Here is a 24,557-nt window from a genome sequence, read left to right on the forward strand (position 1 = left end):
AAATGGCTACGTCAAAAAAAAAGAAAGCAGCTCCTAAAAAAAGCAAAACTTCCTATATCATTGGTTTCTGGAGTATATTCGGAATAGGAATTCTTCTTGTTATCATCCTTTTTCTAATGGCCGGCTGGGGTGCATTTGGTAAAATGCCGACGTTCGAAGAACTGGAAAATCCTGAAACAAACCTCGCTACAGAAGTATTTTCTTCCGACGGAAAAACTCTCGGAAAATATTACAATGAAAACAGGACTCCGGTAAAATATGATGATTTACCCGAAAACCTTGTAAAAGCCCTTGTCGCTACAGAAGATGAGCGTTATTACCACCATTCCGGTATTGACGCCCGTGGCACACTGCGTGCTGTGGCTTATTTAGGATCCAGAGGTGGTGCGAGTACTATTACCCAGCAATTATCTAAATTATTATTTTCTGATACTCCCAATAATAAAGTGGAGCGTGTTTTCCAGAAGATCAAAGAATGGGTTATTGCCACGCGACTGGAGAGACAATACACCAAGCAGGAGATTATTACTATGTACTTAAATAAGTACGATTTCCTTTATCAGGCGGTGGGAATTCGTTCGGCTTCAAGAATTTATTTCGGAAAGGAGCCAAAAGAATTAAAAACTGAAGAAGCTGCTGTTCTGGTAGCAATGCTTAAAAATCCGATTTTATATAATCCTGCAAAGGAAGAATTCAGAGATAATGCGCTTAGAAGGAGAAATCAGGTGCTTAAACAAATGGAAAAGAATGGGTATTTAACCCCTTCAGAAAAAGATTCTCTTCAAGCTCTTCCGCTTAACCTGAATTTTACTCCGGAAGGACATGACGAAGGTATGGCCACGTATTTTAGAGCATATGTTCAGCAGTTTCTTCGTCAATGGATTAATGAAAATCCAAAGCCGGATGGTTCTGAATATAATATTTTCCGTGATGGATTAAGAGTTTACACCAGTATCGACTCTAAAATGCAGGAATATGCTGAAGAAGCTGTAGACCGACATATTTCACATCTTCAGAAGGAATTTACACGACAAAATAAAAATAATCCTACTGCACCTTTCCGTGATGTGGATGAAAGCGAAGTTCAGCAGATTGTGAATAGCTCCATTAAGCGATCAGTCCGGTGGAAGGAAATGAAGGATAAAGGCATATCTGAAGATGAAATCCTTGCTTCTTTTGATAAAGAGCGGGAAATGCGTGTTTTTGACTGGACCAGTCCCAACCACACAAAAGATACCATTATGACGCCACGGGATTCGATTTTTTACTACAAATCTTTTCTTCAAGCAGGAATGATGTCTATGACACCTCAAACCGGGGAAGTAAAAGCCTGGGTAGGAGGGACCGACTTTAAACACTTTAAATACGACCATGTGAAACAGGGGAAACGTCAGGTTGGTTCTACTTTTAAGCCTTTTGTTTATGCTACGGCAATCGATCAGTTAAAACTATCTCCTTGTGATACGCTTCCGAAGAACCGTTTTACTATTGAAACCGGAAAATACGGACTTCTTCAAGATTGGTCCCCTCAAAATGCGGGCAATGATGCCGACAGCTATGTAGGTATGATTTCTTTAAAAGATGCCCTTGCCAATTCTGTAAATACCGTAACTGCAAGGCTTATAGATAAAACAGGCCCTAAACCTGTGATAGATCTATTGGACAAGCTGGGAATAGATACTAAAAATATTCCTGAAGTACCTTCTATTGCACTGGGTACTCCAGATCTGAGTCTATTTGAAATGGTTTCGGCCTATAGCACTTTTGCTAATGAAGGGGTTTATGTAAAACCTGTTGTGGTGAGTAGAATTGAAGATAAAAACGGCACTGTTTTATATCAGAATGTTCCTCAAACCCGGGATGTTCTTAGTAAAGAAGCCGCTTACGTAACGGTTAATCTTCTGGAAGGCGTAACTCAATCTGGATCTGGAGTTAGATTAAGAGGGGATTATGCGACTAATCTGGATCATTATAAGCGAGCTGTTACGGGTTATCCATATAACTTTGATACCAGTATCCCAATTGCCGGAAAAACCGGTACAACACAAAACCAGAGTGATGGCTGGTTCATGGGAATGGTTCCAAACCTGGTCACAGGCGTGTGGGTTGGAGCAGAAGACAGGTCTGTACATTTCCCTACTATTACGTATGGGCAGGGAGCGACTATGGCCTTACCAATTTGGGGGATGTACATGAAAGATGTTTATGCGGATGATGCCCTCAACATTTCTAAAGGAGAATTCCCTAAGCCAGAAAACCTTTCTATCGAAGTAAATTGTAATAATTACGGAGATGGAAATGATTCCTACAGTGATGCTCCCGATGAACTGGATTTTTAGAATAATTCAAAAATCTGAAGCAAATTTTCCGAAAAGATTAATTACTCAGGATTACCCATTGTAACAGCTATTTTATTTTTGTATTTTTCTGAATAAAATCTTTAGAAGATGATACGAAAAGCTGTACCAAATGTAGAGGATGCCTTGGATGGGGTTAAGGACGGAATGACTTTGATGCTGGGCGGTTTTGGCCTTAGCGGAATCCCCGAAAATTCTATTTCTGAGCTTGTACGGCTCAACATTAAAAACCTCACCTGTATTTCCAACAATGCCGGGGTAGATGACTTTGGCCTGGGACTGCTACTTCACAAAAAGCAAATCGATAAGATGATTTCTTCCTACGTGGGGGAAAATGCCGAATTTGAAAGGCAGATGTTAAGCGGAGAACTTGAGGTAGAACTCGTTCCGCAGGGTACACTTGCTGCGAGGTGCCAGGCTGCGCAACAGGGTTTTCCGGCAATATATACTCCTGCAGGTTTTGGTACAGAAGTAGCCGAAGGTAAAGAAACCCGCGAATTTAATGGAAAGATGTATGTTCTGGAAGAAGCTTTTAAAGCAGACTTTTCTTTTGTTAAAGCCTGGAAAGGGGATAAGGCAGGTAATCTTATTTTTAAAGGCACAGCAAGAAATTTTAATCCGCTAATGTGTGGCGCGGCAAAGATTACAGTAGTAGAAGTGGAGGAGCTGGTAGAGCCGGGAGAACTGGATCCAAACCAGATCCACATTCCGGGGATATTTGTACAGAGGATTTTTGAAGGGAAGAATTATGAAAAAAGGATTGAAAAGAGGACGGTACGTCCTTCTGATGAGAAAATGAAGTAATATGGCAGTTGCTCAATTTGAAGATTTCGTTCCAAAAATTATATAAAATGTAAAAATTTAATAATGTATCAATGGAAAGAAAAAATGCGATACTGGAAAAATCAATTGAATTTTCGTTAATCATTATTGAATTTTGTGAAATATTGGAAGGCAAGCGTAAATATGTAATTGCGAACCAGTTATTAAAATCTGGAACAAGTATTGGCGCAAATATACATGAGGCGCAGAATGCGGAGAGTAGAATAGACTTTATTCATAAGATAAAAATTGCCCTAAAAGAATTGGAAGAAGTTAAATACTGGTTAGTGCTTTGCGAGATAGCCGCCTCATATCCCTTTAATCCTTAATTAAAAAAAGGATAGACGAGATGGGTCTTATCATGTATAAAATCGTTAGTACAAGTAAAAGAAATTTGTCCAGGTAAAATTGATATAATTTTACATTGGTCAATTAGCAAATTAAAAAACATGTTAGACAAAGAAGGAATCGCGAAGCGAATAGCAAAAGAGATTAAGGACGGATATTATGTGAACCTGGGAATAGGCATACCTACCCTGGTCGCTAATTTTGTGCGGGATGATATTGAAGTGGAATTCCAGAGTGAAAACGGAATCCTGGGAATGGGGCCTTTTCCCATAGAAGGCACTGAGGATGCCGATCTTATTAATGCAGGAAAACAAACTATTACAGCACTTCCAGGTGCCAGTTTTTTTGATTCGGCTATGAGCTTTGGGATGATCCGGGGTAAACATGTAGATCTTACTATACTGGGCGCTATGGAAGTTGCTGAAAACGGAGATATAGCAAACTGGAAAATTCCTGGGAAAATGGTAAAAGGAATGGGAGGAGCAATGGATTTGGTTGCTTCTGCAGAAAATATCATTGTAGCTATGATGCATACCAACAGGGCCGGAGAGTCCAAACTGCTTTCAGAATGTACACTGCCGCTAACTGGCGTTGGTTGCGTCACAAAGATAGTGACTAACCTTGCTGTGCTTGAAGTTACAAAAGACGGTTTTAAGCTACTCGAAAGAGCACCGGGAGTGAGTACAGATGAAATTAAGGCAGCGACGGCCGGCAGATTAATTGTTGAGGGAAATATTCCGGAGATGAAGTTATAGCATACGAATCGGCAATCCTTTACTCTGTAACTGTTTTGAGAAATCACGTAAGGTTTATCCCGCCTCAAGAATTTTATAAGCTTCCTCTATGTAGATAAAGAGGTCTGGAGAATGTTCCTGATCCTCCTCTTTTTTTATCAATTTTTGACCGAGACGCACAATTATCAGGTCATCTTCTGGAATTATGATAACATATTGACCAAGGATACCCCGCATGTAGAAAAAATCTTTGTCTTCGTACTCGCTCAACCAAAATCCATAACCGTACTGCGGACTATCCTCAAAACGTGGTGCTATGGACCTCGCAACATAAGATGAGTCCAAAATCTGCTGTCCATTCCATCTTCCGTAATCTTTGTATAACCTTCCTATTTTTGCAAAATCCCTTGCGTTAGAAGCAATACAGCAATAGGCTTTCTCCATTCCGCTTTCCCGGCTGTCCAATTGCCATAAAGCATCTTTCTGCATTCCCAGGGGCTTCCAAAAGCTCTCGCTAAGATATTCTGAAAGAGTCCTGCCTGTAGCTTTTTCAATTACCATTCCTAATAAAATGGTATTTCCACTTAAATATTCAAATTGCTTCCCGGGATTTTCTGTTACTTTAAGGTCCAGAACAAGTTCTCTAATGTCTTGGCCAAAATAAGCTTCGGCAGTCATTCCGAAGGGGTTATAATAATTCTCATTCCAGTTTAACCCTGAAGCCATCGAGGCAAGATCTCCAACTTTCAGACTATTATCGAACTGCGGAAAGAAATCTGCGACTGGCTGTTCCAGGCTTTCAAGATGCCCGTCTTTCATCGCCTTTCCCAGAAGAGCTGAAACAATGCTCTTAGCCATGGAAAAAGAATTTGTACGCGAATATTTGCCGTAGCCTTTAAAGTATTCTTCAAACCAGATACTGTCATTTTTAATTACAAGAAATGCTGCTGTACGAAGCTCTTCGTTTATTTCCTGTAACTCTTTTGTTGGAGTAGCATTATTATAATCTACATGTTCCGGCCATTCTTGAGCTGCTTCGGAAGTTGCTATTTTCCGGTTTTGGAATTCGGTATAATCATCAATATAGGCCGTGCTATGACCTTCAAGATAAGTAACTTCTATTCCCCTGAAGATGTAATTGTAACCTAGTAAGTAAAGTAAGGCAACCACAAGGAGAAGGAAACCTAGAAAATAGCCGATAAAGCGGAATAGCTTTTTCATAGATATTAAATCTTCCTAAAATAAACTTTGTTGAGCAGAGGGATTTTCGTGTTCCAATAACCATTTTTTACGGTGCAGGCCTCCTGCATAACCTGTAAGGGAGCCATTACTGCCAATCACTCTGTGGCAGGGAATAACGATCCATAAAGGGTTCTTCCCGTTTGCAGCTGCCACGGCTCTTACTGCTTTTACGTCACCAATTCTTTTAGATAATTCCAGATAAGAAATAGTGCTGCCAAAAGGAATATCACCTAGTAGTTTCCATACTTTCTTCTGAAAGACGGTGCCGGAAGGGTTTAGCTTCAAATTAAATTCTTTTAGATTTCCTTCAAAATAAGCTTTAATTTGTTGCACAACAGGAAGCAATAAATGAGGAGTTTCTTCAGAAGCATTCAAACTTTTTTCTACGATTTTAATTTCTGAAACTCCCTCCTCGTCTCCGCTAATTTTTATAATTCCCAGCGGAGTCTTGAGATGAGTGGTTTCCTTCTTCAACATTGTCTTCATTATCCTTACGGTGTATAAGTCCTAGTCTTTTTGCTCTTCGTTCCCAGTTTTGTCTGGCAAGCAATTGCATATCTTCAATATTATCGCTTTCGTCCATAATTTCCAGCCCCAGAAGGGTCTCTATAATATCCTCCATTGTTACAAGCCCTACCGTATTTCCATATTCATCTACTACTATGGACATATGGGTTCGCTGTTGAACATAAACTTCAAACAGTTCCGGTATTGGAGTGCTTTCATTGGTTACAGAGATATTGCGCTTCAAACTGCTTAAAGGTTCATTGCCTTTTTCCTCAATTATTTCTTCCAGCACTTCATCCTTCAGAATAAATCCGGTGATATTATTTGCTTTATTTTTGTAGACCGGTATCCTTGAAAATCTTAAGTTTTTATGACTACGATGAAATTCTTCAATGGTAGTTGTTTCATCTTCAGTCACTGCGACAGAAAAAGGTGTCATGACATCTTTAGCTTCAACAGACTTAAAAACCAGTAGATTTTTAATTACGGTTGTTTCACTTTCCTTCAGCATGCCTTCTTCTTCCGCAGCATCGGTAATTGCTATAAATTCTTCGGGGCTCATCGTGCTTACATGCGCCGACTTTCCAATTAATTTTGTAAAAAGCATCATTAACCACAAAATTCCGGTATAACGAAGCGGAAAAATCATAATTTTTAATGTTTTGGCGGTAAAATTGCCTAAAGATTGCCAGTAGGTTGCTCCGATCGTCTTCGGTATAATTTCTGAAATGATTAAAATCGCCATCGTCATAACTGCAGAAACAATTCCTACTGCATTTCCACCATCACCAAAGGCTTTTTCAGCCTGCACTCCCACTAAAATTGCTCCTACTGTATGAGCAATGGTGTTTACCGTTAGAATAGCAATTAAGGGTTGATCTATATTCTGTTTAAAATTTTGAAGCGTTTTGGCAAATTGTTTTCCATCTTTGGTCTTAACACGTATATAAGTAGGCGTGATACTTAATAAAACTGATTCCAACATGGAGCAGAGGAAAGAGAAGAAAATTGAAAGAACAGCATAAGTAATAAGTAATCCCATTGGTCTTTATCGGTTGTTTAAAATGTAAGTTAGCATTTATTAGCACAACATGAAATAAAGAAATCCTAAATCCACCAAAAGCAAAGGCTGCTAATCTCTAAAGGTTAACAGCCTATTTATTTATAGCTTAATTCTGGTTAAGCAGAAAGACTGGACTTAATAAGTTTTTCCCATTTAAGTGCGCTTGTTAGACGGCTACCTACATCTTCACTATCTTCTCCGTCTTCATCGTAAAACAGGATTTTAGAATATTTCTGCACTCCTGAATTTTCCATAAGTTCGATACTTACCTGCATGATCTTCTCCCGATCCTTAAAGCTGGAGGGGTTAGAAATAACCTTTTTTAAGATTTTACTGTCGATTATTTTCACTAAATCAACATGAGTGATTTTATATTCATTAGCTGGTTCTATGGCCACGAGTTTTTTATTGTGGGAATCCAGACCAAGTAAAAGTGAATTAGAAACTTCAGTGTGGTCAAATTTCAAATTACGACGGTTTCCTTCTTCGGTCAAAATTTTTAATGATTTTTTATCTTTTAAAGATTGTCTCCAGATTACATATAGAACGGGACCTATAAACAGGAGTAGCAGAACGCTGCCAATTAAAATTGATGCTGTATCCATTGTTTGTTTTTTAGTATAATATTTTGGCATCAGAAGTGCTGAATGCCTTAAGCTGAATTTATTCAGAAACTCTTATTTGCAAGAGATCCTGAAGGATTCAGAATTAAAATTAAATTGTAAAGTGGTTGACCTCCAATATGTACGGAATGTCAATTGCAGGCATTCACTTTGTTTACCAAAAAACGTGGAATGGAAAAATTTGATTTTTAATCAGGCTTTTAATATCCTGAAGATAAATCCAGGATTTATACTCTTCGGAATTTCTGTCTGACATAAATCTGAACTCCCTGGATTTAGAAAGGAACCCTAAATTTAACGGAGAATATCTTGTTATTTCCAGAGATAATTCTGTAGAAAATTCCTGAAAGAAAATAATACGTTGACTGTTGCCTTCCTGAAGATTTTCGCTGCTTCGGAAATTTACATCGGTCTCTCCAGAAGCTGAAGTACAGGCAATAGCCGGAGTACTGAAGCTGCTGTAAAGCAGGATCAGCAAAAATGAAAAGGCGCTATTTAACTTACTGAAGTTCACGGATCAAATGTATGCAGAAAGAGAATTCGTTGTTTAAATTTAACTAAAATTATTTTTGGCTGGAGCTTTGCTGAAGCAGGCTGCTGGCATAAGAAAGGGAGACAGAATTCTGAAGGTATTCGAATTTTTAACACCATCTAAAACAGAAAGACCCTATAATAATTTTTTGCAGGGTCTTTTTTGTCTAATCTGGATTGGAAATGGTTAAGAAATGAGCTTTACGGCGTCTTTGGCAAAATAACTGGCGATTAAAGTTGCCCCGGCACGTTTTATCGCTGTGAGTTGTTCCAGTACCACAGCATCATGTTCCAGCCAGCCCTTTTCTGCAGCTGCTTTTATCATTGCATATTCGCCGCTTACCTGGTACACGGCTACGGGAACGTTTACAGCATTTTTAATATCCCGTACAATATCGAGATAACAAAGTCCCGGCTTCACCATTACGATATCGGCTCCTTCCTGAATGTCCATTAATGTTTCTTTAATTGCTTCGTCCCGGTTGGCGGGATCCATTTGATATGTTTTTTTATCCTTCGGAATATCTTTTGCATCTACAGGAGCAGAATCCAGGGCATCCCGAAAAGGTCCGTAAAAAGCCGAAGCAAACTTCGCACTGTAGCTCATTATCCCGGTGTCGTGGAAACCTTCATCTTCCAATAAAGTTCGCATTTCAAAAATACGTCCGTCCATCATATCACTGGGAGCGACAAAATCTGCTCCTGCCTTGGCGTGTGATAAAGACATTTCGGCTAAAACAGCGGCGGAATCGTCATTCAGGATTTTTCCATCAGCAACAATTCCGTCGTGTCCAAAAGAAGAATACGGGTCCAGGGCAACATCTGTCATGACCAACATTTCTGGTACTGCATTTTTTACAGTTTTCACTGCTCTTTGCATAAGTCCGTCAGGATTTAAAGCTTCTGTTCCCGCATTATCCTTTAGTTTATTCGGCACTTTTACAAAAAGCAAAACCGATTTCAATCCAAGTCTCCAAAGCTCCTTTACTTCCTTTTCCAGCAAGTCCAGGCTGTATCGGTAATAATTAGGCATAGAAGCTATTTCTTGCTTTAAATTTTTCCCTTCCACAACAAAAAGCGGAACAAGAAAATCATTTGGCGTAATTGCAGTTTCACGAACAAGGCTTCTTATTGCTTCTCCCGTTCTTAATCTTCGGTTTCGTATTAACATGGTTTTTAAGTTCTAAGCTTTCAGCTTAAAGCTATAAGTTTTGAGCTGAAATTAGTTTAAATATTACTTTTTATTTTTTGAATTAAAGAAAAGAGCATCTTCTTTATTTCACCGATTTCCTTTGTTAGTTTCTCTGAAATATTTTTGTCTATAAAATCTCATTCTGTAGAAACCAAAATTAAATATTCAAGTTCAAAAGCAGAACCGGATGAAATATGTAGAAATCTGACAAATTCTTTCTGGGTTTCTCTTCCGCAGCCTTCCACAATATTAGTTGGAATGGAGAGTGCCGCTCTGTTCATCTGGGAAACCATATTAAACTTCTCGCTGGAAGGGAAATCACGGGTTGTTTTATAAATTTCAAGAACCAATAGATGAGATTTCTGCCAGACTTTATAATTCTTGTAATCAACCATGATAAAATAGTTTAAAAGAGTTTAGATCAAGAGGACTTAACGCTTCTCACTTAAAGCTTAAAGCTTTTTCCCACCCAATTTACAGGTTTCTTCAACACCTTCAGCAATTTCTCTTCTTCGCTTTCCGGTTCCGGATGATGGTCGTAAATCCATTGTACGTGTGGCGGAAGGCTCATGAGAATACTTTCAATCCTTCCGTTGGTTTTTAACCCGAAAAGTGTGCCTTTATCGTGTACCAGGTTAAATTCCACGTACCGGCCTCTTCTTATTTCCTGCCAGGTTCGTTGCTCTTCAGAATAAGGCAAATTCTTTCTTTTTTCTACTATCGGAACATAAGCTTCAAGAAAGCTATCGCCAACTTCAGTTACAAAATTATACCAGCCTTCGATGCTCATTTCTTCGGAAGCTTTGCAGTAATCAAAAAACAAACCACCAACTCCGCGTGCTTCGTCGCGATGGGAATTCCAAAAATATTCGTCGCACTTCTTCTTGTATTCCGAATAAAAATTAGAGTTGGATTTGTCACAGGCATTTTTACAAACCTGATGAAAATGAGTGGCATCTTCTTCAAAAAGGTAATACGGAGTCAAATCCTGGCCGCCGCCAAACCATTGGTCTATGGTGTTTCCTTCTTTGTCATACATTTCAAAATAGCGCCAGTTTGCATGAACCGTGGGCACCATCGGATTTTTTGGGTGAAGAACAAGGCTTAATCCGCAGGCAAAAAAATCGACTTTCCCAACTTTAAAATACGCCTGCATCGCAGGAGCAAGAGGACCATGAACCGCAGAAATATTTACGCCGCCTTTTTCAAAAACAGCTCCATCTTCTATTACTCGTGTTCTTCCGCCGCCACCTTCAGCACGCTCCCAAAGGTCCTGCTGAAACTTGGCTTTTCCGTCGATTTCTTCGAGTTTGGAAGTAATAGTATCCTGTAGAGTTTCGATGTATTTATAAAATTTCTCCTTCATTTTTTACTGCTGTTTTCTATAAAAACTAAATTATTAGCTGCATCCCTAAGCTCTTCAGTTTTTTCAATCTGTATCGCCTCCTGCATCATCTCCTTCAGAAGGTCGATAATTGGCATTTTTGAGCCTTCACTTTTTTTGAACAATTTCCGGCCAATTTCATTATTATGAAGATCCATCTCCCTTGCCAGCTTATCGTTTGGAGCGAGTTTTTCATGCAAATCGGTTACCTTTTTACTCCAAATTGCGGATTTTTCAGAAGAACCCGAAATTTTATAGCATTTTTCGCATATTATGTAGTTCCAGAGCGCATGTCTAGCTGCATTGGCCTTTCCGTTTTTATGATGTCGCTCTCCAAAAAGTTCATTGCAGATTTTCAGGGTCTCTTTTGTGGCTTTATAGGTGGCAAAGGCAAATCGGGGGCGGGAAACAGACATTTTGGCTAGCAGCCACGTCTCCCGGAAATCCATTTTCCGAAGCCTTGCCAGAATTGCCATTTTTTAACCTCGGTATTCCTTAACAGCGTCTACAAAAGCCCGTGCATTTTCTACCGGAATATCGGGTAAAATTCCGTGGCCCAAATTGGCGATATAGGCATCTTTTCCAAATTCATTAATCATCTGGTTCACCATTTTCTTAATTTCTGAAGGTGGCGAGTAAAGCCTTGCAGGGTCAAAATTTCCCTGAAGCGTAATTTTTCCTCCACTTAGATAGCGCGCATTTCGCGGAGTACAGGTCCAGTCCACACCAAGTGCCGCAGCACCAGATTCGGACATTTCCTTAAGGGCAAACCAGCAGCCTTTTCCGTAGGCGATCACAGGCACCTCATCTTTTAAAGCATCTATAATCTGCTGCATATACTGCCAGGAAAAAGTTTGATAATCTACAGGAGAAAGCATTCCTCCCCACGAATCAAAAAGCTGAACGACATCTACCCCTGCCGCAACTTTGGCTTTTAAATAAGCAATGGTGGTATCGGTGATTTTTTGAAGCAGAATATGAGCGGCTTCAGGATTGGTGAAGCAGAATTTCTTGGCAAGATCAAAATTTTTGGATCCCTGTCCCTGCACCGTATAGCACAGGATTGTCCATGGCGAACCGGCAAAACCAATTAAAGGTACTTCGTCATTCAGCTCCTGTTTTGTCATTTTTATCGCATCAAAAACGTATTGAAGCTCCTCGTGAACATCGGGAACATTCACCTGATTGACACCTTCCATAGTCCTCACAGGATTGGGTAGCCATGGTCCAACTCCGGGTTTCATTTCCACCTCAATATTCATCGCCTGCGGAATCACAAGAATATCGCTAAACAAAATAGCGGCATCGGGACCTATCTGTCGGATCGGCATTACGGTGATCTCAGTGGCTAGTTCCGGAGTGCGGCAACGTGTAAAAAAGTTGTATTTTTCCTTTAGTTTCATGAAATCCGGCAAATACCTACCTGCCTGACGCATCATCCAAACCGGTGGCCGTTCTACACTTTCACCTCTTAATGCTTTTAGTAATAAATCGTTTTTGATCATGATATATTTTGTTTTAAACCTCACAGGTTTTTGAAACCTTTGAGAATTTATGTTTATCAGTTTCTGAAATATTTAACCGCCTGTACAATCAAGTTTTCTATACTTGGCTTCGTAGCAATAATAACGTTTTCGGTATGTTTTTTTGCTTCTGAAGCCGTTGTTGTCCCAATACAAAATACAACGGAATCCTTCAGCTGATTTTCTTTTGTAAAACTTTGCACTCCACTCGGACTAAAAAACAGAATTCCGTCAAAATTCTGCTGAAAATGTTGAAAATTGAGCCTTGTCTTATAAACTTCAATTTCTTCAAAAGCTATATTGTTTTCCTTTAAAACGGAAGGAATTTCGTCCCGACGTTTATTTCCGCAGAAAAAGGTAAAGCTTTGATCGCTATAACTATTAAGGACGATATTTGCCAAATTTCGGCCATAGTCTTGAACTTCAGCTACTTTGTAATTGTGATTTTTAAGAACTTCGGAAGTTTTCTCCCCCACGCAAAAACATTTTGCTATTGAAATGTTGTTTTTAATGACCGCTTTGGCTGCATTTTTACTCGTAATGATCGCATTTTCAACTGAAGCAGCTTCAAAATCAACGAAATCGATCTTAATCGCTTCATATTCCACAAATCCTAGTCCGGAATTCAAAATAAGCTGTTTTTGTGCAGTAGAAAGCCGTTTTGTGGAGAGGAGCGTTGGCATTTTTTACTTTTTCATGATCTTTTTGAACTCCAGCATCAGTTCTTTTCCGCCGTTATTCAAAATTTCCTGGGCACAGGCTTCTCCAAAACCTTGAGTGGCATCTACAGGGACTTCTCTTTCTATTTCAAATTTTTTGCTTCCGTCTATGCTTAAGAGCGACCCCTTAAAATGCACAATATCGTCCTGTACAGTGGCAATAGCGCCAATTGGAGCGGTACAGCCACCTTCTAATTTCTTTAGAAACTCGCGTTCTATATGTACAGCGATCTCAGTTTCTCTATGGTTTAAAGCAGAAACAGCTTTTTGGCAAAATTCGTCCTTTTTCTTAACCACGATAAGCATCGCACCTTGTGCAGGAGCTGGGATCATCCAATCAAGATCAATAAAATTATCTGGTTTTATGTCAATTCTTTCGAGCCCCGCGGCTGCGAAAATAGCACCGTTCCAGTTGTTATCTTTAAGTTTTTGCATGCGGGTATTTACATTTCCGCGAAGATCCACCACATTGTGTGTTGGATATTTATTGAGCCATTGCGCTTTTCGACGAAGGCTTCCGGTGGCAATAGTTCCTTCAGCATCTAAGAAATCCAGGCCTTTATGAACCAGAATATCGCTGAAATTCGCCCTTTTCATCACTGCGCCTTCAATAATTCCTTTTGGGAGCATTGTGGGAACATCTTTCATAGAATGTACCGCAATGTCAATTTCATCCTTGATCATGGCCACATCCAGGGTTTTTGTGAAAATCCCGGTAATTCCCATTTCGTAAAGCGGTTCGTCCAGGTTGAGGTCGCCGGTAGATTTTACCGGTACAAGTTCGCTTTTATGCCCCAGTTTTTCCAGCGCTGCCTGTACTGTTGTGGCCTGCCACATGGCAAGTTCGCTGTCCCGGGTGCCAATTTTAATTACCTTGCTCATTTCTGAAGTTCTTCTAGTTGAAAAACTTTCTGAATAAGTTCCAGACTTTCATCTGTGGTATTGGAATCTCCTTTTAAATGATTGGCAAAATGCTTCATTATCTTCTGAATAATGCGATTGCTAACAATTTCTGCCTGCTCATCATTAAAGTCGGCTATTTTTTTACGCTGAAAGTCCAGTTCGGCATCTTTCATCGTTCTCAATTTCTTCTTTAAAGCTTTTATGGTAGGAGCAAATTTCCTGGTTTCGAGCCATTGGTTAAATTCGCCTTCCACTTCAGCAATAATAACTTCTGCCTGCGGAACAAACTGTTTGCGTTTGGCTAGCGTTTCATCTGTGATCCTGGAAAGTTGATCGAGATGTAATAAACGTACATTTTCAAGTTCTGCTACATCTTCAGAAACATTCTTTGGAATGGATAAATCCAGTACCAAAAGATCTTTCTTGCAGTAAATAAGTTCTTTGGAAATGGTGGGGTTTTGTGCGCCTGTAGCAACAATAAGAATGTCAGCTTTTCTAATCTCTGCCTGTAAATCTGCATAATCTTTCACAACAAGACTAAATTTCCCGGCTATTTTCTCAGCTTTATCTTTTGTGCGGTTAATAAGTGTAATCTGCTTATTTTGTGTATGTTTTACAAGATTTTCACAAGTGTTTCTCCCAATTTTTCCTGTTCCGAAGAGGAGGATATTCTTTTCTGAAACGTTCTCTACGTTATTCAATATATATTGTACAGAAGCGAAAGAAACTGAAGTTGCCCCGCTGGAGATTTCGGTCTCATTTTTAATTCTTTTACTGGCCTGTATAACAGCATTTACAAGTCGTTCCAGAAAAGCATTTGCTACGTCATACTTCTTGGAACGTGAAAATGCCAGCCGTAACTGACTAATAATTTCAAAATCTCCCAGAATCTGACTATCAAGACCGGTACCTACACGAAACATGTGGGAAATAGCTTTTTTGTTTTTATGCACGTAAGCTACTTTTTCAAACTCTTCTACAGTACCGTGCGTATGTTCGCAAAGAAGTTTAATAAGCTGAAAAGGATGTTCAGCAAAACCGTAAATCTCAGTCCGGTTACAGGTAGAAGTCACCAAAATACCGTCAATACCTTCATCTTTAGCCTGCTGCAGCAATCTTTTTTTAGATTCCTCATCAAGACTAAAATGACCTCTTATTTCTGCATCAGCCTTTTTATAACTAAGGCCAATCGTGTAAAAATGTTTTCCTTTAGAAATATGATAATCTTCCATGAACCTGTTTGGGGTATGAAGGAGCAAAAGTAATATATAACAAAAGTATAAAGTAACGCTTGAGGTACTAAATGTATCGATATATGATAATTATCAGTAAAAAAGTAGTCAAAATCTGAAAATGCCGTACTTTTGAAGTACACCGAAAGAATTTTTGCTATTCTATTTGGTTTGATTCTAAATAAAGCGAAGGAAAGTTATGGCTGCTGAAGGAAGAAATATCGCTGGAAGTTTAACAGAGGAAATTAAAGTGGAGGAAGGGTTCTTTGTCCTGAAGTTTCAAAATGACACCAGTGAAACCCAAAAAATGGTGAGGGATATCGACAATAGTTTTATCCAGTTTCATTTTAGTGTAAAGGGACATGGTAAGTTTATGTTCAATAACAGCAGTTATGAGCTTCCTTTAGTAGAAGAAAATTCGCTTTTGCTCTACAATCCGCAGCGCAGTCTGCCTTTAAATCTCTCCCTGGCAGCAAATTCATGGCTTATTTCGCTGGTGATTTCCATTAAAAAGTTTCATTCGCTATTTTCACAAGAGGCTGGATACATTACTTTTTTAAGTAAGGAAAACCAGGATAAAAAATATTATAAAGATGCCCCGGTATCACCATCTATGGCTATTGTCCTTAATCAGTTGATGAATTTCAACCTAACGTCCAGCATTAAAAATCTCTATTTTAAAGGTAAAGCATACGAATTACTGAGTCTATATTTTAACAGGACAGAAGATCCCGATGTTGAGCAATGTCCTTTTTTAAGTGATGAAGAAAATATTCTAAAAATTAGAAAAGCAAAGGATATCGTAATCTCCCGGATGGCAGAACCACCCTCTTTGCAGGAACTTGCAGACGAGATAAATTTGAGCCTTAAAAAGCTAAAGGAAGGCTTCAAGCAAATTTATGGAGATTCAGTTTATAGCTTTCTATTTGATTATAAAATGGAATACGCCCGTAAATTGCTGGACAGCGGTGAATATAATGTGAACGAGGTAGGACTTAAAATAGGCTATAGTACTTCCAGCCACTTTATAGCTGCTTTCAGGAAAAAGTTCGGCACAACTCCTAAGAAATATATTATGTCATTACCTACAGCGACGTAATGCTGGTTTATAAAAAATAAAGCTTAAGTGCTCTTCTTCTATATAGCAATAAGAAAGTATAATGCACAAGCTGTTTGCTCCTCAGATTATAGTTCTATTTTTGTTCTGAAAACGAAAAATTATGAGTAAAGGTGTACTTCTTGTAAATCTGGGTTCCCCTGATAGTACAGATCCTAAAGACGTTAAAAAATATCTTGGCGAATTCCTGATGGACGAAAGGGTAATAGATGTTCCTTACTGGGCGCGTACGTTACTGGTTAAAGGAATTATATTAAATACCCGACCTAAAAAATCTGCAGAAGCTTATCAGAAGATTTGGTGGGACGAAGGTTCTCCCTTAATTGTACTGTCAGAAAGATTACAATCTAAAGTTGACGAAATCACCTCTGTACCTATTGCGCTGGCGATGAGGTATGGTAGTCCTAATATTTTATCCGGATTGCAGGAGCTGCATGACAAAGGAGTGGATGAGGTGCTTATTTTTCCGCTTTATCCTCAGTTCGCTATGGCTACTACAGAAACTATTCTGGTTCTAGCCGAAGAACTTCGGAAGGAATATTTTCCGGAGATGAAGTTCACAAGCGTACCGGCATTCTATAATCATCCCGACTACATCCGAACCCTTGCAAACAGCATTTCCGAAGAACTGAAGGGTGTAGATTTTCAACATCTTTTATTCTCTTATCATGGAGTGCCAGAGAGGCATATCCGTAAAAGTGACATTACCAATTCTCATTGTAAAATAGATGGTTCCTGTTGTAAAACGCCTTCTACAGCACATCAATTCTGTTACAGACATCAATGTTATGAAACTACTCGTCTGGTAGCAGAATACCTGGAATTAAAAGAAAATACCTACAGCGTTTCCTTCCAGTCGAGATTAGGTTTTGACCCATGGTTACAGCCTTACACAGATCGCACAATTGAAAAGTTCGGAAACCAGGGAATGAAAAAGCTGGCAATTGTTACTCCCGCTTTTGTTTCAGATTGTCTTGAAACCCTGGAAGAAATAGCTATGGAAGGCGAAGAAATATTTCATGAAGTTGGAGGGGAGGAATTTACTGTTGTGCCATGTTTAAATGATCGTAAGGACTGGGTAAATGTTCTTGGCAGGTGGATTGATGAATGGGCTCATCAAAAGCCTGTGGAAGCATAATGGCAAAGATAGATTCGGCAGCACTGGGAAACCGGCCAATCAGTAAATTATTGATTCAGCAGGCCGCACCGGCTTCGGTGGGAATTCTGGTAATGTCGCTTAATATTCTTATAGATACAATTTTTGTTGGGAACTGGATAGGCCCTATAGCCATTGCCGCTATAAATGTCGTTTTACCGGTTTCGTTTTTTATAGCTGCCCTTGGTATGTCCATTGGAATAGGTGGCTCTTCAATTATATCCAGGGCCCTTGGAGCAGAGCAGCAGGAAAAGGCTCTTAAAACCTTCGGTAATCAAATTACACTCACGCTCCTCCTTACCATCACGATGGTGGTTGTTGGGCTGGTATATATAAATGAACTTATTCCTGCTTTTGGAGGAAAAGGGGAAATTTTTGAGCCGGCAAAGGTTTATTATCGGGTAGTGCTTTATGGAGTGCCATTCCTTGCACTCTGCATGATGGGGAATGCTGTGATAAGGGCAGAAGGGAAACCTAAATTTGCAATGGCGGCAATGATTATTCCTTCGGTAGGAAATCTTATTCTGGATTACATTTTAATCTATAGACTGGATATGGGAATGCTGGGAGCCGCCTGGGCTACTACAGCTTCTTATTTGTTCTGTCTTGGTTATGTTGCCTGGTTTTTTCTCTCGAAGAATTCGGAATTAAAGATTAACTGGCCGCATTTTGGCTTCGATTGGCCAATTTTAAAAGAGATTTCCTCCCTTGGTTTTGTTACCCTCGCCAGGCAGGCAGTGGTGAGCATCACGTATTTACTAATGAATAATATTTTATTCGACCTTGGCGGTGAAGATTCTGTTACTGTTTATGCCATTATCGGACGAATGCTGATGCTTGCACTTTTCCCTGTACTTGGGGTGACGCAGGGTTTCCTGCCCATTGCCGGATTTAATTATGGTGCAAAGAAATATGCCCGTGTCCGGAAAAGTATTAATACAGCAATTCTTTATGCTGTTGTTCTGGGTTTACTGGTCTTTACGGGAATTATGATTTTCGCTGAAGAAATTGTGGAGATATTTACAGATAACGCTACTATAATAGCAGAAACTCCAGATGCCATGCGTTGGGTTTTTGCGGCAACACCTATAATTGCACTTCAGCTAATAGGTGCGGCATATTTCCAGGCGGTAGGTAAGGCTGTACCTGCTTTTTTACTTACACTTTCCCGGCAGGGCTTTTTCTTTATTCCGCTGGTACTAATTTTACCGAGGTTCTACGGGGAAATTGGGGTGTGGATTTCTTTTCCAATAGCCGATGTCCTTGCAACTTTGGTAACTGGATATTTTTTAAACCGGGAAATAAGAAAAAGCTTGAGAACAGAGACCGCTTAGAAGCTGTTTCACTAGAGCGCTTTTAATAGTTATATTTGTAATATAAGATTAAAGAGAATGAAATCATTACCACTCTGTTTTCAACACACGAAAAAATCCCACAAAAAAACCATAACCAGTGATTGAATATTATAATTACATAAAATCACTTCATCTTATATTTGTGATCACCTGGTTCGCCGGGCTTTTTTATATTCCGAGATTATTTGTGTACCATATTGAAGCTGCACAAAAATCTGAACCGGAAAAAACAATACTTACAGACCAGTTAAAGTTAATGACCAAAAGGTTGTGGTATATTATTACCTGGCCTTCAGCAATACTTACAACTATCTTTGCTATCTGGCTGCTTTTTCTAATTCCCTCCTGGCTTCAGCAGGACTGGATGCTGGTAAAGCTGGGATTTGTGGTGCTGCTTTTCGGCTACCATTTCAAAAGTCATTTAATTTTCAAAGAAATGCAGGAGGACGTAATTAAATGGACTTCTACTCAAATGAGGATATGGAACGAAGGTTCTACGCTCGTACTTTTTGCCGTAATTTTTCTGGTAATAGTCCGGGATGCGATCAACTGGATTTACGGTGTACTGGGTATTTTTGTCTTGGCAATTATGCTTATGCTGGGAATAAAACTATACAAAAAAATCAGGTCGGGGAATCCAAATGCCTAGACTGGTGCGATAATTGATTTAATCCGCAGTAAGAAATTTTTCTATGAGGCTTTTAAAACTTTCCTTACGTACGCGAATTTTTATTTCCATGATTTTGCTGGTGTTGGGTGCTTCCATTCTTATTGCCGGAGTTACCGTTTATCAATACAAACAGGAAGCTGAAGCTTATCACAGAGAACGCCTGGAACGAAAGGAGCAGGCTATAAAGGAAAACCTAAAATTTGTATTAGCCAATACGACCTATTACGTTAACACCGAAAATATTGCACTTATTTTTAAAGAGCGCAATAAGATTTATGAAATGGCGCAGGTACACGAAATGCCTATTAACATTTATGATCTTGAAGGTAGATTACTGGTAAAATCCAGCGGATACGCTTTTCGGGACACTACAGAGAATCGAATTGATCCGCAGATAATTGATAAATTAAATTCTTCAAGCAGGAGAAGATACCTTAGAAAGACAGAAGTAAATGGCAGGAAATACAGGTCTTCTTATAGTTATGTTACCGATCACAAATTTAAACCACTGGCGATTTTATACTTACCATATCTTCAGGATGATAGCGTTTTAAACCGTGACCTTAATAATTTTCTGATGCGTATGGGCGAGATTTATCTCTTTATGCTCATTTTGGCAATTATCATGTCCTATTTCCTTTCACGCTATATCACTAAATCTTTAAAGATTATTTCTGAAAAAATTAATCAGACGAGGCTGGACAAAAAGAACCAGAAGATTGAACTAAATAATGCCACAGAAGAGATATTTGCATTGGTTTCGGCATATAATAGTATGATTGATGAATTGGAAGAAAGTGCTGTAAAACTGGCTACGGGAGAAAGGGAACAGGCATGGAGGGAAATGGCTAAACAGGTGGCACACGAAATAAAAAACCCCTTAACTCCAATGCGCCTTAGTGTGCAAAGTTTTGAGAGGCAATTCGATAAAGATGATCCCGACATAGAGCAAAAGGTAAAAGAATACAGCGATACGTTAATTAATCAGATTGATACGATGAGTTCAATTGCTTCTGCTTTTTCAAATTTTGCCAAGATGCCGGCGCAGCAAAACGAGACGCTCAATGTTCCGAAAATTGTGAAACTTGCCCTGGATATTTTCAATGAGAATTATATCGTCTTTTCTTCAGAAAAAGAAGAAATGCTCGCAAAATTTGACAGGACTCAACTTATCCGGGTAATTACCAATCTTGTTAAGAATGCGGTTCAGGCCTTACAGGATCAGGAAAATCCAAAAATCGTGGTAAGCGTAGAAGAGGAGGAAGAAAATGTTTGTATTTCTATCTGTGATAATGGCTCCGGAATCCCTGAGGAAAATAAAGAAAAGATCTTTGAGCCAAAATTTACTACTAAATCCAGCGGAATGGGACTTGGGTTGGCAATGGTTAAAAATATTGTTGAAACCTATAATGGGACAATAAGATTTATTTCCAATCCCGATAAAGGCACTATCTTTAAGGTAAGATTTCCCAAATGGAACGGAAGTATACAAGGAAATTATCAGGAACAACCGAAAAAAACGAGCTAGAATGGATTATAAAAACCTTATTGTAGAAATAGATGGAAACATTTTATATGTGACCATCAACAGGCCTTCAAAATTAAATGCCTTAAATAAAGAAACTATTGAAGAACTTCATGAAGCCTTTGCAGATGCCAAGGAAGATGAAGAGACAAAAGTAATCATTTTAACCGGAAGCGGGGAGAAGGCTTTTGTCGCTGGTGCAGACATCAGCGAATTTTCAGATTTCTCTCCTGAAGAGGGAAAAAAGTTGGCCGCAGAAGGTCAGGCCAAGCTTTTTGATTTTGTATCCAATTTTCCAAAGCCTGTGATCGCTGCTATAAATGGATTTGCATTAGGTGGAGGGCTAGAACTTGCCATGGCTGCACACTTTAGAATCGCCAGTGACAACGCCAAAATGGGTCTTCCCGAAGTTTCCTTGGGGTTAATTCCGGGCTACGGTGGCACTCAGCGTTTGCCGCAGCTGGTAGGAAAAGGCCGTGCGATGGAAATGATTATGACTGCAGGAATGATCGATGCTAATCAGGCGCTTCGGTACAATTTGGTAAACCACGTTACTACGCAGAAGGAATTAATTGAATTTGCTGAGAATATGGCGGCAAAAATCCTGAATAATTCTTCAGTGGCTATAAGTGCTGCAATAAGGGCGATAAATGCCTATTATGAGCCTGAGGTTAATGGGTTTGAGGTAGAAATTGAAGAATTCGGGATAAGTTTTGGAACCGAAGATTTTGAAGAAGGAACTTCTGCCTTTCTCAATAAACGTAAAGCTGATTTTCCAGGAAAATAAAATTTGAGGACATTTATTAAATAGGAAATAATTCCAAAAGTATGGATTTATTCCCTATTTTTGTTGTATGGCAGAAGGAGAAATTATAAAAGGAAGAGGGGCACAGTTAAATGTTCACAACAAATTTGATGCTTACAGCCATGAGACAAGGGATGATTTCCTCAATTATTGTGCGGTAGAAGGGGACGAGGCTCATGCTTCTAAAACCACATTAATTGATACCTTTCCTAAAACTATAGTAAATAAAGTTAACAGTCCCGATGTTGGGATGGGCTTTTCTTTAAACCCTTACCAAGGATGTGAACACGGCTGCATTTACTGTTATGCCCGGAATTCTCACGAATACTGGGGGTACAGCGCCGGACTTGATTTTGAGCAGAAAATCCTGGTAAAACGGAATGCCGTAGAATTGCTGGAAAAGAAATTAAGCAGCAAAAGCTGGCAGGCAGAAACAATTGTACTTTCGGGTAATACCGATTGTTATCAGCCTATTGAAAAGAAGCTGAAAATCACCCGCCAATTACTCCAGACATTTTTAAAATACCGGCATCCTGTGGGAATAATTACCAAGAATGCACTCGTGCAAAGGGATATTGATATTCTTAAAGAACTTGCTGCAGATAATCTGGTTCATGTGAATCTTTCGATAACCTCTTTACATGAAGAAACCCGCAGGATTCTTGAGCCGCGTACTGCGAGTATTAAAAAGCGGCTGGAAACGGTGGAGAAACTATCTGTGGCGAATATTCCGGTCAGCGTAATGATGGCGCCAATAATTCCGGCAATTAACAGCCATGAAATTATGCCTTTGGTAAAGGAGGTTGCTGAAAGGGGAGCAGGAAGTGTGGGTTATACCATTGTTCGTCTTAATGGATCGATTGGACAAATATTTACCGATTGGATTAAGAAAGCACTTCCAGACAGGGCAGAGAAGGTATTGCATCAGATTGAGAATATCCATGGCGGGAGTTTAAATGACAGCCGGTTTGGAACCCGTATGAAAGGCGAAGGAAAATTTGCTGAACAGGTAGAACAGCAGTTCAGGATTGCCAGGAAGAAGCATTTAGGAGATCGAAGTCGAACTCCCTTAAACCTAGATCTGCATGAGCAGTTTAAGGACGGGCAGTTAAAGCTTTTTTAGTTTCCTTTCTATCTTCTACAAAGACTGAAAATTTTTAATAACTTAAGCTGAAATTGAAAGAATTATGCCCGAATTACCTGAAGTCGCTTATCAAAAGAAGTATGTAGATGCGACTGCGCTCCATAAGAAAGTTGTGAAGATGGATTTTGGTGCAAAGAAGTTATTCCAGTCTCCCCAAAAGGATTTTGAGAATGCTGTTTTGAACAAAAAAATCTCCGCAACCCAGCAATTGGGGAAATATTTGTTTTTAAAGATAACTTCAGGAAAAGAGTTGGTGCTTCATTTTGGCATGTCCGGAAAAATGGAATTTTATCAGCATGATGAGGTTCCAAAGCATTCCCAGCTTACGCTCTTTTTTGAAGATAATTCCCGATTGTCTTTTGTTTGTCCGCGTAAATTCGGAAAAATCTATTTAGCTGAAGGAATAGAAGATTTTCAGAAGAAACATTCATTAGGAAATCATGCGCTGGATATAGAAGAAGAGGAATTCATGGAACTGCTTCAGGATAAAACAGGAAGTATAAAAAGTGCACTAACAGATCAACATGTTATTGCCGGAATTGGCAATTTATATGCAGATGAAATTTTGTTTCAGTGTAAAATTCATCCGAAAACAAGTACGGCAAAGCTTTCGGATAAAGAGATTAAGTGTCTGTTCGAAAAAATGGGAAAAATCCTGAAAAGAGTGATTAAAAGCAAGACGGGAGATTCGAAATTACCTGAAAGTTACCTCACAAGGCACCGAAAAGAAGGAGCAGATTGTCCGGATTGTAAGGGCAAGGTAGAAATGATAAAAGTTTCCGGCAGAAGCACCTATTTTTGTCCCGATTGCCAGGCTGAAAAATAACTGGGGGCACCGGACCAGCAAGTACAAAGCGAGTTTAATCACAAAAATTAATGAAGGCCGAAAAATGGCAATTTTCATGCCTCACCATTCCACTCTTTATAGAATTGATCGAGGAAAAGCTCCATAAACTGATGTCTTTCCGTAGCAATTTTACGGCCGGTTTCTGTGTTCATCCTATCCTTCAGTAAAAGCAGTTTTTCGTAGAAATGATTAATGGTAGGTGCATTCGAAGCTTTGTATTCTTCTTTGGTCATGTTGAGGTTCGGTACAATTTCGGGATCATACAGACCTCTGCCTTTAAATCCGCCGTAATTGAAAGTCCGGGCAATTCCAATAGCTCCCAGTGCATCCAGCCGGTCTGCGTCCTGAACAATATCCAGCTCTATAGAACTAAAGTCCGTGGTTACATTTCCGCCTTTAAAAGAGATATTTTCGATAATCTTAATCACGTGATGGATGACTTCCGGAGAGACTTTTTGGGATTTCAGAAATTCTTCGGCAACCTTAGGCCCAACAGTTTCATCGCCATTGTGAAATTTAGAGTCAGCAATATCATGTAGAAGCGCGCCCAGAGCGATAACAAGATCATTGGCATCTTCCCCTTCAGCAATAAGTTTGGCATTATTAAAAACCCTTTGAATGTGAAACCAGTCGTGGCCACCTTCGGCACCTTTTAAAGTCTCTTTTACAAATACGATGGTGTTTTCTATAATTCCGTTTTCTTGTTCGGTCATTAATATATGTTTATCACCTCAGAGGTTTTTAAAACCTGTGAGGTT

The 24,557-nt window shown here is 39.3% G+C and carries 26 protein-coding genes; 12 read left to right on the top strand and 14 right to left on the bottom strand.

All coding sequences use genetic code 11. The features are described 5' to 3' along the window. Positions 1–2 precede the first annotated feature (2 nt). From RM549_RS07705 to RM549_RS07720, 4 genes are all read left to right on the top strand, one after another. A complete protein-coding gene (locus tag RM549_RS07705) occupies positions 3–2,339 on the top strand; it encodes a penicillin-binding protein 1A (protein WP_311683418.1) in 2,337 nt (778 codons plus the stop codon). A gap of 108 nt (positions 2,340–2,447) precedes the next feature. Then, positions 2,448–3,161: a CoA transferase subunit A gene (locus tag RM549_RS07710; RefSeq protein WP_311683420.1), complete on the top strand. Its 714-nt coding sequence runs from the start codon at positions 2,448–2,450 to the stop codon at positions 3,159–3,161. 71 nt (positions 3,162–3,232) lie between these two features. Then, positions 3,233–3,508 carry a four helix bundle protein gene (locus RM549_RS07715; protein ID WP_311683422.1) on the top strand — a complete coding sequence of 92 codons (276 nt, stop codon included), beginning with the start codon at positions 3,233–3,235 and terminating at the stop codon, positions 3,506–3,508. A 120-nt stretch (positions 3,509–3,628) separates the two neighbouring features. Continuing rightward, the gene (locus RM549_RS07720) at positions 3,629–4,282 is read left to right on the top strand and encodes a CoA transferase subunit B (RefSeq protein WP_311683424.1); all 654 of its coding nucleotides are present in this window, start codon (positions 3,629–3,631) and stop codon (positions 4,280–4,282) included. Between the two features lie 54 nt (positions 4,283–4,336). Here the strand turns inward: RM549_RS07720 and RM549_RS07725 are convergent, their stop codons facing one another. The 13 genes from RM549_RS07725 to hemA all read right to left on the bottom strand — a co-directional run bounded on the left by RM549_RS07725 (position 4,337) and on the right by hemA (position 15,180). Then, positions 4,337–5,482, bottom strand: coding sequence for a serine hydrolase domain-containing protein (locus RM549_RS07725; protein ID WP_311683426.1), 1,146 nt, complete (start codon positions 5,480–5,482; stop codon positions 4,337–4,339). A gap of 15 nt (positions 5,483–5,497) precedes the next feature. Next, complete coding sequence (locus RM549_RS07730) at positions 5,498–5,980, bottom strand: methylated-DNA--[protein]-cysteine S-methyltransferase (protein WP_311683428.1); 483 nt, start codon at positions 5,978–5,980, stop codon at positions 5,498–5,500. Further along, the gene (locus tag RM549_RS07735; RefSeq protein WP_311683430.1) at positions 5,925–7,052 is read right to left on the bottom strand and encodes a CNNM domain-containing protein; all 1,128 of its coding nucleotides are present in this window, start codon (positions 7,050–7,052) and stop codon (positions 5,925–5,927) included. Before RM549_RS07735 ends, RM549_RS07730 begins: the two co-directional genes overlap by 56 nt. Before the next feature lie 137 nt (positions 7,053–7,189). Continuing rightward, complete coding sequence (locus RM549_RS07740; RefSeq protein WP_311683432.1) at positions 7,190–7,678, bottom strand: hypothetical protein; 489 nt, start codon at positions 7,676–7,678, stop codon at positions 7,190–7,192. 172 nt (positions 7,679–7,850) lie between these two features. Next, a complete protein-coding gene (locus RM549_RS07745) occupies positions 7,851–8,174 on the bottom strand; it encodes a hypothetical protein (protein WP_311683434.1) in 324 nt (107 codons plus the stop codon). Between the two features lie 240 nt (positions 8,175–8,414). Next, the gene (gene hemB / locus RM549_RS07750; protein WP_311683437.1) at positions 8,415–9,398 is read right to left on the bottom strand and encodes a porphobilinogen synthase; all 984 of its coding nucleotides are present in this window, start codon (positions 9,396–9,398) and stop codon (positions 8,415–8,417) included. Positions 9,399–9,556: 158 nt separating this feature from the next. Continuing rightward, positions 9,557–9,814, bottom strand: coding sequence for a four helix bundle protein (locus RM549_RS07755; RefSeq protein ID WP_311683439.1), 258 nt, complete (start codon positions 9,812–9,814; stop codon positions 9,557–9,559). A gap of 50 nt (positions 9,815–9,864) precedes the next feature. Next, positions 9,865–10,785, bottom strand: a complete 921-nt coding sequence (gene hemF, locus RM549_RS07760; RefSeq protein WP_311683441.1) for an oxygen-dependent coproporphyrinogen oxidase — start codon at positions 10,783–10,785, stop codon at positions 9,865–9,867. Further along, positions 10,782–11,279, bottom strand: coding sequence for a DUF6973 domain-containing protein (locus RM549_RS07765; protein ID WP_311683444.1), 498 nt, complete (start codon positions 11,277–11,279; stop codon positions 10,782–10,784). Before RM549_RS07765 ends, hemF begins: the two co-directional genes overlap by 4 nt. 3 nt (positions 11,280–11,282) lie before the next feature. Then, complete coding sequence (hemE, locus tag RM549_RS07770; protein WP_311683446.1) at positions 11,283–12,308, bottom strand: uroporphyrinogen decarboxylase; 1,026 nt, start codon at positions 12,306–12,308, stop codon at positions 11,283–11,285. Positions 12,309–12,364: 56 nt separating this feature from the next. Beyond that, positions 12,365–13,009 carry a uroporphyrinogen-III synthase gene (locus tag RM549_RS07775; RefSeq protein WP_311683448.1) on the bottom strand — a complete coding sequence of 215 codons (645 nt, stop codon included), beginning with the start codon at positions 13,007–13,009 and terminating at the stop codon, positions 12,365–12,367. Positions 13,010–13,012: 3 nt separating this feature from the next. Continuing rightward, on the bottom strand, positions 13,013–13,927 hold the full coding sequence (gene hemC / locus RM549_RS07780; RefSeq protein WP_311683450.1) for a hydroxymethylbilane synthase: 915 nt from the start codon (positions 13,925–13,927) through the stop codon (positions 13,013–13,015). Continuing rightward, positions 13,924–15,180, bottom strand: a complete 1,257-nt coding sequence (gene hemA, locus RM549_RS07785; protein WP_311683452.1) for a glutamyl-tRNA reductase — start codon at positions 15,178–15,180, stop codon at positions 13,924–13,926. Before hemA ends, hemC begins: the two co-directional genes overlap by 4 nt. A 199-nt stretch (positions 15,181–15,379) precedes the next feature. Between hemA and RM549_RS07790 the strand changes: the two genes are divergently transcribed. The 8 genes from RM549_RS07790 to RM549_RS07825 all read left to right on the top strand — a co-directional run bounded on the left by RM549_RS07790 (position 15,380) and on the right by RM549_RS07825 (position 23,778). Continuing rightward, positions 15,380–16,279, top strand: coding sequence for an AraC family transcriptional regulator (locus tag RM549_RS07790; protein ID WP_311683454.1), 900 nt, complete (start codon positions 15,380–15,382; stop codon positions 16,277–16,279). Positions 16,280–16,400: 121 nt separating this feature from the next. Then, complete coding sequence (gene hemH, locus RM549_RS07795; RefSeq protein ID WP_311683456.1) at positions 16,401–17,435, top strand: ferrochelatase; 1,035 nt, start codon at positions 16,401–16,403, stop codon at positions 17,433–17,435. Continuing rightward, positions 17,435–18,787: an MATE family efflux transporter gene (locus RM549_RS07800; RefSeq protein ID WP_311683458.1), complete on the top strand. Its 1,353-nt coding sequence runs from the start codon at positions 17,435–17,437 to the stop codon at positions 18,785–18,787. Before hemH ends, RM549_RS07800 begins: the two co-directional genes overlap by 1 nt. A 121-nt stretch (positions 18,788–18,908) precedes the next feature. Further along, a complete protein-coding gene (locus RM549_RS07805) occupies positions 18,909–19,457 on the top strand; it encodes a CopD family protein (protein WP_311683622.1) in 549 nt (182 codons plus the stop codon). 43 nt (positions 19,458–19,500) lie between these two features. Next, on the top strand, positions 19,501–21,006 hold the full coding sequence (locus RM549_RS07810; protein WP_311683460.1) for a sensor histidine kinase: 1,506 nt from the start codon (positions 19,501–19,503) through the stop codon (positions 21,004–21,006). 1 nt (position 21,007) lies between these two features. After that, positions 21,008–21,790, top strand: a complete 783-nt coding sequence (locus RM549_RS07815; protein WP_311683462.1) for an enoyl-CoA hydratase/isomerase family protein — start codon at positions 21,008–21,010, stop codon at positions 21,788–21,790. Positions 21,791–21,857: 67 nt separating this feature from the next. Further along, a complete protein-coding gene (locus RM549_RS07820) occupies positions 21,858–22,931 on the top strand; it encodes a PA0069 family radical SAM protein (protein ID WP_311683464.1) in 1,074 nt (357 codons plus the stop codon). Between the two features lie 64 nt (positions 22,932–22,995). After that, positions 22,996–23,778, top strand: coding sequence for an Fpg/Nei family DNA glycosylase (locus RM549_RS07825; RefSeq protein WP_311683466.1), 783 nt, complete (start codon positions 22,996–22,998; stop codon positions 23,776–23,778). 74 nt (positions 23,779–23,852) lie between these two features. Here RM549_RS07825 and RM549_RS07830 read toward each other — a convergent pair whose 3' ends face one another. Then, positions 23,853–24,512 (bottom strand): HD domain-containing protein, encoded by a 660-nt coding sequence (locus RM549_RS07830; protein ID WP_311683468.1) that lies wholly within the window; start codon positions 24,510–24,512, stop codon positions 23,853–23,855. Between the last annotated feature and the right edge of the window lie 45 nt (positions 24,513–24,557).

Source organism: Autumnicola patrickiae (assembly GCF_031846525.1).
In the GTDB taxonomy this organism is placed as follows: Bacteria; Bacteroidota; Bacteroidia; order Flavobacteriales; family Flavobacteriaceae; genus Autumnicola; species Autumnicola patrickiae.